Raw genomic sequence first — 11230 nt, 5'->3', positions numbered from 1 at the left:
TTTTTTTTATTCAGTTTCTTTTTTAGTTATCTTAGATTTAATTAGTTTGAATACATTTGAAAGAATTGCATTCACCATTTTATAATCTTCATTTCCTTCGACATCGAAATATTCTTTAGTTATTTCAATTGCTTCATTAACAACTATTTTAGGTGGTGTAATAGCAAACTCATATGTTGCATATATTAAGATACCTTTAATTAAAGGGCTTATTCTATCTCAAGTTCAACCATCTTTTAAAAAAGGTTTTATGATTAATTCATACTTATTGATGTTAATAAATATTTCTTTTAATTCATTAAACTGAGAATTATCTAAATCGTCTTCTTCTTCAAAAAGTTGATTTAGATTAAATTCGCGTTCTAATAAATAGTATTTGTAAATAATTGAGATTATTTCTTTTCTGTTTTGACGTCTATTTTTCATAGTATGTATTTTATATTATTATCATTTTGATTTTAGTAATATTTCATTTTGTCTTGAAGATATAAATGTAACAACAGAAAATGTTGGTGTTAGGAACACAACATAAACAGGTATAACAATAATTGTTTTGATTAATATAGGAACTAGAATAATAATGTAATCCTTGCCAACGCTCTTAAAAGAATTTTTAGCATAAAAATAATTGTAGAATGATATATATGAAATAGGACCTAATATTCACCTAAAAATTATTATGATAAAAGTTATCAAACTAAAAATCATATAGTAATTTAAATATTTATCTTTTTTAGTTTTGAAATAGATTATTAAAAAAGATATTCCCGCTACTAAAAACATTAATAAAAATCCAATAATAAAATATAAAACAATATGGCTTGAAATATATTCTGGGTGTTTTTTACTATTATTTAGTTTCAACATTCCATCAGCGCTAGAATGAAATATATAAGTTAGCATCATGCCCGTAAAGGCAGCAATAAAAATTATTAAAGGCATGAATAACTTAAAATATTTTGTTTCTTTAAAAAAGAAGAAATATAGACTAGAAATGATTGCTATTAATGGCGGCTGAATGGCATACACTCAATATCACATGCCTATCCCCCCCATTACGAGTAATGATAATGTATCAGCTAATAAAGCTAAAAAAGCACCTTTATAAATTCCAAATACTAAACCATAAAACATATAAAAAATGAATTCAATTTGGATAGGTATTACTCTCATTATTGTAAATTTTTTAATAAATGATGTTGCAATATTTAAAGATAAAAAGATACCCGCAATTGCTATATCAAAAACAGATACCTTAAAGGCGCCTTTATAGAAATAATTTTTTAATTTTGAAATAAAAGTTTGTTCTTCAAAATTAATATCTTTTGTTTTTTCAGAAAAATTCATCGTTTCAATTATATGTTGAAATTAAATATGTATAATCAAATAATTATGAATAACAAAAAAATAAATAAATTAAGTTTTGGAACAGCTGGAATTAGAGGAATTGTAGGAAATGGCGAGGACCATCTTGGCTTTGCTTATGTGAGACAAATTGCTAATGGGTACGCAAAATATTTATCATCTAAATATGCTAATCTTGATGAAATAAAAGTAGTAATAGGAAGAGACAATAGAATAAACTCATATGAATTTAGTGTTTTGATTGCTCAAATAATGCATAATTATGGTATTACACCAATTTATAGTGAAGAAATAACTCCAACTCCTTTTGTAAGTTATGTCGTTAAAACTCAAAAAGCACAAGGTGCATTCAATATTACAGCAAGTCACAACCCTGCTCAATATAATGGGATAAAACTATATAATGACAAAGGTTATCAAATGTTGCCTGAAGAGATAGAAGAAGTTAAATCATTTTTTAAGCCATGACATTCATATAAAGATGAGTATAAATTAGACAAGCAATTAAACAAAATTAACTATCCAAGACTAATATTTTTTTCACCTAAATGAAAAAAGAATTACATAAAAGAATTAAGTAAAATTGGTCCGTCAATTGAAATAAATAAAATAAAAATTGGTTATTCGCCCTTACATGGGACAGGCAGCGTGTTCATTAAAGATATTTTTGATTCACTAAAAATGGATTATGACTCTGAAAATCCAAGTACCTTCTTTGAAAAAGAACAAATGGTTATTGATGATAAATTTAGTTTCGTTCAATATCCTAATCCTGAGAAACCAGAAGCTTATGAGCGGCTTTTAAAATTAGGCAAAAAACATGATTTAGATGCTCTTATAGTAACAGATCCTGATAGCGATAGAGTTGGAATCGTTTGCAAAAATAAAAAAAGATACATTCAATTAAATGGAAATGAAACGGCAATATTAATTTTTAATTTTTTACTTGAAACAACAAAGCACTACAAAAATAAACATTTAATATATTCTTTTGTATCAACTAACTTACCTAGTGTAATTGCAAAGCAAAACAAAATTGAATCACATGTAGTTCCTACCGGTTTTAAATGAATTGGTATGCTAATCAATCAACTAAAAGAACAAAACAAGGAAGTAATATATGCTTTTGAAGAAAGTTATGGTTCATTAATTAATAATAAAATAGCTTTAGATAAAGATGCTCTACAGTCAGTTGTTATTTTACTTAAAATGATCCAATACTATAAAAATCGAAATTTAACCTTAATTGATGTGCTTCAAAATATATATAAAAAATATGGATTTATTGAAAGTGGAAATATCGAGATAGAAATTAAAGAGAATATATGCCTAGAAGATATCCAAAATAAATTTAAGGAAATAAATCTAGAAAATTCTATTTTAGAAGATTTTAATAACAAAGATGATTTTTTAAAATCTAACATGCTTAAAATTTCGTTTTCTAACAGCAACTCATGAATCGCCTTAAGGCCTAGTGGAACCGAACCTAAAATTAAATTTTATATTTTTGCTTATGGCAAAACTAAAAAAGAGGCTAAGAATAATTTTGAGTTCTTCAAATCTAAAATAAACAGCTGTATTTAAATAAAAAAATCTCCATTAGGAGATTTGGTGCTTCACACAAATGGAGCGAATGACGGGAATCGAACCCGCATAGTCAGCTTGGAAGGCTGAAGTTCTACCATTGAACTACATTCGCAAAAGTAAAAAAATTATAACAAATAAAATTTATTTGTTTATTTTTTTATTCTTTAATTTCTTTCGAATCGATATCTAATTCTAAAGTTCCTGCCTTATGCCCTAATTCAACTTCAACCTTATAGCCTTTTTTAGTTTTATCTCCTGCCCCTGGAGAAGTTAAAACCTTAAAGGTTATATTATTTTGACTATACTTAGAATTCTTAATTACATTACCTTCAATTTTAGTTGATAATCATTCATGCAGACTGAGTTTTAATTCACTCTCATCTATATCTAATTCAATTTCTAAAGTTTTAATTATATCTTTCATTAAAACATGACTTGAAACTCTATATAACTCTAAACTTATTTCAAAAAAGTCTTCAAGTTCATCATCATCATATTCATCGTATATTTCCCCAACTACTTCTTCCAAAATATCTTCAATAGTAATAATTCCAATAACTTTACTACTTTGATTACTTTGAGTTACAAAAGCCATTTGAGCTCTTTTTAATTTCATTTTTTCTAAAGCGGAAGATAAATTACTATTAGCACTAACATAAGGAATAGTTTTTAAATAATTAATAACTTTACCTTTTTGTAAAAAGAAAATATCTTTTAAATGAACGATACCTATAAATTCGCCGTCTTTTTCTATCGGAAGACGAGAATAATTTGTTACTTTAAATATTTCGAAAGCATCTTTTAAAGAAGAATTAGAAGGTATATAAGAAACATCTTTTAATTTTATATAATGTTTTTTAACTTTTTCACTATCCAAATCCAAAGCATTTTGAGCCATAATACTTTCATTAGCTTCTAAAACACCTTCATTTTGAGCCACATCGATTAGATTTTTAACATCTTCCTCGCTATTTGTAATATAGATTTTTTTACCCATCAAGCCTAAAGGAAAGGTTATTGGTCAAAGTAAGTGGAATAAAATTTCTAGTGGAAAACAGAATACTCTTGCCACCTTTACCGGATATGCTTTCGCAATTAATTTAGGCAATATTTCGCCAAAAATGACTACAATTGCAGTTATAGCTAGTATCGAAATTCAAGGTAAAATATTAGCTGGAACATTAATTTTTTGTAGAAAAATTGTTGTTAAAGTTGATGAAGCAATATTAACAACATTATTGCATATTAATATGGTTGTTAATGTATGATTAAAATTTTTATATTGTTTTTTGATTAATTTGGCACCAATCTTTTTTTGGTCTATAAGTGTTTCCACTTTTCCTAAATTTAGGCTAGTATATGCAGTTTCACTAGCACTAAAAACACCACTAAACACTAGCAATAAAATAATTGATATCAAATAAATAATCTGCTCGGACGTCATTTATCCTAATCCTCCATTTTTTCATATTTGTTACTTTTGTCATCATCGTCATGATCTTCAAACCTACCTTGAGACATAATAAATCTTAATTTTGTATCAAAAGGAGGACCATTACGGTGTTTTGCAATAATTAAATCTATAGGTACTCCAATATCCTCACCATCAATTTTTAATTGCTCTCTAGCATCATCGTTTTGCTTTTTAGTATTATAGTAACTTTCACGATATAACATCATAATAATATCAGCATCTTGTTCTATGTTACCAGACTCACGTAAGTCAGTCATTTGAGGTCTTTTTTGCTCACGTTTATCAACTTCACGAGATAACTGACTTAATGCAATAACCGGAATTTTTAAGTCTTTTGCAAGTGTTTTTAAAGCTCTTGAAATACGGCCAACTTCTTGCTGTCTACTCTCTGCGTTTCTCCCTTGTTTTTTAGTTGGAATTAATTGTAGGTAGTCAATGATAATTAAATCAAGTGGATTAACTTTATGTAATCTTCTACATTTTCAAATTAAATTTTCTAAATCTGTTCCAACAGAATCATCAATAAATAAACTCATTGGTTCTATTTTTTTGTTTCTAGCTGAATTAATCTTAACTAAATCTAAATCAGTTAGTAGTGAAGGTTTTTTTAATTTAAAAGAATTAATCTCTGTAACAATTGAATAAATACGAGCCATTAATTGTTCAGGAGACATTTCTAAACTGAAAAAGGCTACATTTCTTTGCTTAATAGCATTATTAATAGCAATATTTAAAGCTAAAGCTGTTTTACCCATCCCTGGTCTAGCAGCTAAAATAATTAACTCATTAGGCTGCAACCCTTGAGTAACTGTATCAAATGCATTATAACCAGTTGGCAAGCCAGTTATTGAGCCTTCTTTTTCCAACCTTCTTATTTGGAGGTTTTTATAATATTCTTCACTGACTTCTCTAGCAGTTAAAAAATCTGAATTAATTTTTGTGCGATCTACATCTAAAATTATCTTTTGTATTTCTCAAAGAATATCACCTGTGTCTATATTGACATTTTTTTGAATATTATTTTGAACTTCAATAAGTCCTTTTTCAATATTTCTTAATTGTGTAAGTCTAGTTATTTCTTTAAGATATGTAGGTATATTTGATGAGAATGCATTAATTGAATAATAGTAAGTTAATAATTGTCTATTAACAACTGCCTCATATTTATTTTTTTCCGCGAAATCTATGATATGGTCATCATTTATAGATAGATTTGCTTTATATAAACTAGAAACAATTTTAAAAAATATTTTGTTTTCATAAAAAACAAAATCTTCCTCAACAAGGTAAGGAATAATTTGACCAGCTTTTTTATTATTACTTAGAACTATTGATAGGAGTCTATCTTCATAATCTTTATTAACATGCGTTGTCTTGTAGGCTGACTGATTTATATATTCATCATTTTTACTATTTTGCATTTAATTTAACCACTACTTTCAATTTTGCAATTATATCTTTATATAAATTTACATCTATGTAATGCAAATCATTTGAAATTAACCGAACTTTTTGAATAGCATGCTTATCTAAGTGTTCATATCCTTTTTTAGCTAGCATTTTAACAATATCTTTTGTTGATACGGCACCATGAACATTTAAATTACCATTGGCATCAATTTTTGCATCCAAAGTAAAACTTAATTCGAGTTTTTCAAGTTCCTCTTTTAAAGCTAGCGCTTCTTTTCTAATATCCATTTCATTATTGGTTAATTCACTAAGTTTATTATCCAAATCTCTTTTCGTTCTAGTGTTATATGGAACACCAAAACCTTGACGTACTAAGAAATTCATTCCGTAGCCATCTGATACATCAATAACAGTATTTGCTTTACCGTCTTTACAATCTTTAATTAAAATTATTTTCATTTTTCACACTCACTATCGCTTGTTTAATATTGTCTATAAAATCTTCAAGATTTTCTTTTGTAGTTGCAGCAGCAGTACCAAAGTGTCCGCCGCCTCCAACTGCTTCCGCAATTAGTTGCACATTAGTATTTAGACCACGAGCAGATAATTTGTATCCGTCTCCTTTTTCTTGACGAGCAACAACAAATGAAGCTACTCTGCCATCAATTTTTAAAATTTCTTCAGCTGCAATAGAAATAATATCATCTCCTAATGGAATATCTTTATATGCTAAATAAAATCCTGGTTTTATTTCTTGAATTTCATTTAATATTTCCGTAACCTTTTCATAAGTGTCCGAATCAACTTTAAGGCTATTTGTACTAATAGCAGGATCTGCGCCACGAGCTTGTAACCATGAAGCTGTTTCAAAAGTTTTAGAAGTAACATGTTTTTGGAATTGGAGAGTATCTAAATATATACCGTTTAAAAGCATTTGACTTGTCTTTTGGTCAACCTCAATCTTTGAATTCATAAATATCATGATTTCCGTCACTAGTTCGCTTGCGCTGGAAGCAGAAGGGTCAATAATTTTATTTATCTTTGGACAAAAGTCGGCAGGTGCTCCTAATCTATGGTGATCAATAATAAATATGTTTTCTCCTTTTGCGTTGATTAAAGCATCCGGATTATCAGTTCTCTTTGGGTTTGAATTATCTACAAAAAATACTAATGATTTATCGCTAGTTAATTTACTTGCTTGTGTCCCTTTAATAAATGTGTTTTTTAACTCGGGCCATGCTGCAATAGCCTTTTTAGTTGTATTATCTTGCGTTGAAGAGCAAATATAGGCATTTTTATTAAACTTCTTGGCAATAGCAACAACGCCTAATGCACTTCCTATTGCATCTAGGTCGGCATTTGCATGACCATATACAATTACGTTTTCAATTTTTTTATTCGAAAGTTTCTTTTCAATTAAATCAGCAATTACTTTAATTCTAGTTCTATCTATTCTTGGAAGTATTTCTCTAGATGAACCGAAATATCTTGGAGGTTCATTTGTCGAGAAAATAGCTACTTGATCTCCGCCTCTACTTTGAGCTTGAAGCAAAGCATTTTTTGCCAATTCCATCTTCTTATACAAATTCTTAGTTCCGGTTGCAAAACCAGCAGAAATTGATACAAATATTTTGTCAGTTTTCGATGTTTTCTTAATTGCATTATGAATATCATTGAAAAACTTAAATTTATCTTGAATCATTAAATCTAGTGATTCTTTGTTAGTGATAGCAAAAAACTTACCATTTGTATTGTATTGCCTATAGAAGAAATTATATTTTGAAACCAATTTATCAAGAGTTTCAATAACAACTTTATTCAAATTAAAAACTTGTTCTTCATAAAGTGTTGACTGATATAGTTGGTAGTTATCTATTTCCATCTCGGCTAAAACATTTAACTCGTTATTATATAAATCAACAACATTCTTTTCAAAAGTGTAATCTTTGAATACAAAGGTATTTTTGTCTTCTCAATGCTTTACTTGATACACACTGCCCTTGTATTCAATTTCAAAAACTAATTGACCTTCTTCAAATTTATGATCTAGCATCTGAAAAAAATGATTAGTTTTCTGTCCAATTATTTTTTTACCAAACCTGTCTTCTAAAAATTTACTTAAATAAACAATATCATTATTATTGTTATAAATTAATGTTCCTATTAAATTATCTGCAATCATTTCATCCGTAAAACTATTAAAAGATGATTTTGTAGATAATTGCAATTCATGATAGCTTTTTAATGATGAAAAGGCAAAAAAACCAGTGATAATAAGTGAAATAATTATTCCTATAGTTCCTAGAGCATAAAAAATAGTTTTTTTAGTATTTATAAATCCATAGATAGAAGTTATAAAAATTACCACTCCTAAAAGAGCAATTAAAGCATATAAAATAAATTTTTTCTTTTTATTGATATTCATATTAATTAATTATACATATATTATTCATACTAGTATTCATATATTCATTATATAGTTCCCATTTTTGTAAATTTTATAAAAAAAACAACATTAAGCTACTTTAAGATTTCCTTCAAATATAAACCGGTATAGCTATTTTCGTTATTAGAAACTTGCTCTGGAGTTCCGGTAGCAACAACTCTTCCACCATTAACCCCTCCATTTGGACCAAGATCAATTAGATAATCACAGCTTTTAATTACATCTAAATTATGCTCGATAACCAAAACTGTATCACCGCCATCTACAATTTTATTAATAACTTTAAGTAAATTTTTCACATCGTGTATATGAAGTCCGGTAGTAGGTTCATCTAAAACATATATTGTTTTGCCTGTAGCTTTCTTTTGCAAGAATGTAGCTAGTTTTACTCTTTGTGCTTCACCTCCAGATAACGTTGTTGAAGATTGTCCTAACTTAATATAACCTAAACCAACATCGTGAAGTGTTTGAAGTTTTTTTAATATTTTAGTTCTTGCAGCGAAAAACTTAATAGCTTCGTCCACTGTCATATTCAATACGTCACTAATATTTTTTGAATGATATTTTATCTCAAGGGTTTCACGATTAAATCTGTCACCATCACATTCATCACAAGGAATGTAAACATCAGGTAAAAAATGCATTTCAATTTTTAAAAAACCGTCTCCTTGGCATTTTTCACAACGTCCACCGGGAACATTAAAACTGAATCTAGCGGGCATGTAACCTCTAATCCTAGATTCTTCAGTATTTGTAAATAATTCTCTTATGTCAGTAAATACAGAAGTATATGTTGCTGGGTTGCTTCTTGGCGTTCTACCAATTGGACTTTGACTAATTGGTATTACTTTGTCAAGATGTTTCAGACCTGAAATTGATTTCATCTTCCCAACTTTTTCAGTGGAATTTTTTTCTAATGAATGCTTTAGTCCCTTAACCAAAATTTCATTTACCAATGTACTTTTTCCAGATCCGCTTAATCCTGTTACTCCAATAAATTTACCAAGTGGAATATTAACATCAATATCTTTTAAATTATTTTCTTTAGCACCATAAATAGAAACCACTTTACCATTTCCTGACCTTCTGGATTTAGGAACTTCAATTTCTAATTCTCCAGATAAATATTTGCCAGTTATTGATTTAGGGCTTTTAATAATATCGTCTATTGTACCGGCAGCCACTATCTCACCACCATCTACACCGGCTTCTGGCCCTATATCAACTAGGTAGTCTGCTTCTCTAATTGTTTCTTCATCATGCTCAACAACTATTAATGTATTTCCAATTTCAACCATATCCTTCAATGATTTGATAAGCTTTTGATTATCGTGTTGATGTAAACCTATAGACGGCTCATCCAGAACATATAAAACTCCTGTTAAATTTGAACCAATTTGAGTAGCTAATTTAATTCTTTGACTTTCTCCTCCAGAAAGAGTTTCTGCTTTTCTATCAAGTGTTAAGTAATCTAAACCAACATTTTTTAGAAAAGATAATCTATTTTTTAATTCATTTATTATTAAAGTTGATATTTGCTTTTGCTCATCATTTAATTCTAATTTTTCAATCGTTATCAAAGCATCCTCAACACTCATTCTTGTCACATCATAAATACTTAGATTATTTATTTTAACAGCTAGTGCTTCATCACGTAGTCTTGAACCATTACATACCGGGCAAGGTACAGTGTTCATGTATCTTTTAATTCAATCCCTAACCTTTTCACTCACCGTGTCGTAATATTGTCTTTCAATTTTTGTTAGAATACCTTCTATTTTTTTATATCTTCTTATCTTATTGCCGTTAACAGAAACTAACACATATTCAATCTCTTCTAGAGAACCATATTTAATAATTTTGAGTTCTTTATTTGTGAATTCATCTATAGGCTTATTAAGGTCTATGTCATATTTTGAACAAAGTATTCTAAACTCTTGTCATTCAAGATTTTGTGTGCCAACTGTGTTTTCAAATATCTTAATAGCACCATCATTAATACTTCTTCAGGGTTCAGGAACTAAAGCATCGAAATCAGCTTTTAGATCTACTCCCAATCCTTTACAATGTTGACACATCCCAAATGGTGAATTAAATGAAAATAATTTTGTATCCATTTTAGGCATTTCAAAATCTTTATGAATACATGAATAATGTTTTGAAAATAATTTTGTTTCGCCTTCAGTTGTTTCAACTTTTACAAGACCTTTTGAATAATCTAAAGCAGCTTCAATATCTTCTGCAATTCTATTGTAATTATCCTTATTTAAGACAACTCTATCAACAACAATATCAATGTTATGTTTAAGATTTTTTTCTAACTCAATTTGATCATCAAGGTTGTAAATTTTATTATCTATTTTAATTCTTATAAAACCTTCTTTTCTTAGTTTTTCAAGTAAGTTTACAAAAGTTCCTTTCTCTCCTTCTACTACAGGAGAAAGGATATAAAGTTTGCTTTCATTTGGAAAAAGATAGATTGAATTAAGAATGTCTTTATTAGTTTGGCTAGTTATTGGAATATTATGATTAGGACAATATGGAACGCCAATTCTTGAAAATAGCAATCTTAAATAATCATAAATTTCTGTCACGGTTCCAACTGTAGAACGTGGGTTGTTATGAGTAGTTTTTTGCTCAATACAAATAGAGGGACTTAAGCCTTCTATAGAATCAACATTAGGTTTGCTTGTACCACCTAAAAACATTCTTGCATAACTACTTAAACTATCTACATAGCGTCTACGCCCTTCCTCATAGATTGTATTAAAAGCTAAAGATGATTTGCCGCTTCCAGATAATCCCGTAAATACAATTAGCTTATTCTTTGGCAAAGTAAGATTTACGTTTTTTAAGTTATTTTCTTTTGCACCTTTAATAATTATTTGATCTTTTGTTGACATATCTACCTTTTTCTTTATTAACCTATAAAACAGGTTAATAATAAT

The 11230-nt window shown here is 28.3% G+C and carries 8 protein-coding genes and 1 tRNA gene; 1 reads left to right on the top strand and 8 read right to left on the bottom strand.

Features of this window, described 5'->3' with window-relative positions:
- Positions 1-6: 6 nt before the first annotated feature.
- Complete coding sequence (locus JXZ90_RS02895) at positions 7-426, bottom strand: transcription antitermination protein NusB (RefSeq protein WP_205848268.1); 420 nt, start codon at positions 424-426, stop codon at positions 7-9.
- A gap of 18 nt (positions 427-444) precedes the next feature.
- On the bottom strand, positions 445-1347 hold the full coding sequence (locus tag JXZ90_RS02890) for an ECF transporter S component (RefSeq protein ID WP_205848267.1): 903 nt from the start codon (positions 1345-1347) through the stop codon (positions 445-447).
- Between the two features lie 45 nt (positions 1348-1392).
- On the opposite strand from JXZ90_RS02890, the gene JXZ90_RS02885 reads away from it, so the two are divergent.
- Positions 1393-2949: a phospho-sugar mutase gene (locus JXZ90_RS02885; RefSeq protein WP_241003402.1), complete on the top strand. Its 1557-nt coding sequence runs from the start codon at positions 1393-1395 to the stop codon at positions 2947-2949.
- A 41-nt stretch (positions 2950-2990) separates the two neighbouring features.
- On the opposite strand, the gene JXZ90_RS02880 is transcribed toward JXZ90_RS02885, so the two are convergent.
- The 6 genes from JXZ90_RS02880 to uvrA form a co-directional block, all read right to left on the bottom strand.
- Positions 2991-3064 (bottom strand) — tRNA-Gly (locus JXZ90_RS02880).
- A gap of 45 nt (positions 3065-3109) precedes the next feature.
- Complete coding sequence (locus JXZ90_RS02875; RefSeq protein ID WP_205848266.1) at positions 3110-4396, bottom strand: CNNM domain-containing protein; 1287 nt, start codon at positions 4394-4396, stop codon at positions 3110-3112.
- 5 nt (positions 4397-4401) lie between these two features.
- On the bottom strand, positions 4402-5847 hold the full coding sequence (dnaB, locus tag JXZ90_RS02870) for a replicative DNA helicase (RefSeq protein ID WP_205848265.1): 1446 nt from the start codon (positions 5845-5847) through the stop codon (positions 4402-4404).
- Positions 5837-6295: a 50S ribosomal protein L9 gene (rplI, locus tag JXZ90_RS02865; RefSeq protein ID WP_205848264.1), complete on the bottom strand. Its 459-nt coding sequence runs from the start codon at positions 6293-6295 to the stop codon at positions 5837-5839. Before rplI ends, dnaB begins: the two co-directional genes overlap by 11 nt.
- Positions 6276-8261: a DHH family phosphoesterase gene (locus JXZ90_RS02860; protein ID WP_205848263.1), complete on the bottom strand. Its 1986-nt coding sequence runs from the start codon at positions 8259-8261 to the stop codon at positions 6276-6278. The genes rplI and JXZ90_RS02860 overlap by 20 nt, the downstream gene beginning before the upstream one ends.
- A gap of 95 nt (positions 8262-8356) precedes the next feature.
- Complete coding sequence (gene uvrA, locus JXZ90_RS02855) at positions 8357-11185, bottom strand: excinuclease ABC subunit UvrA (RefSeq protein WP_205848262.1); 2829 nt, start codon at positions 11183-11185, stop codon at positions 8357-8359.
- Positions 11186-11230: the final 45 nt, after the last annotated feature.

The organism is Mycoplasma sp. Mirounga ES2805-ORL (genome assembly GCF_017084445.1).
Lineage (GTDB): Bacteria > Bacillota_I > Bacilli_A > Mycoplasmatales > Metamycoplasmataceae > Mycoplasmopsis.
This window is presented reverse-complemented; position numbering and strand designations above follow the sequence as displayed.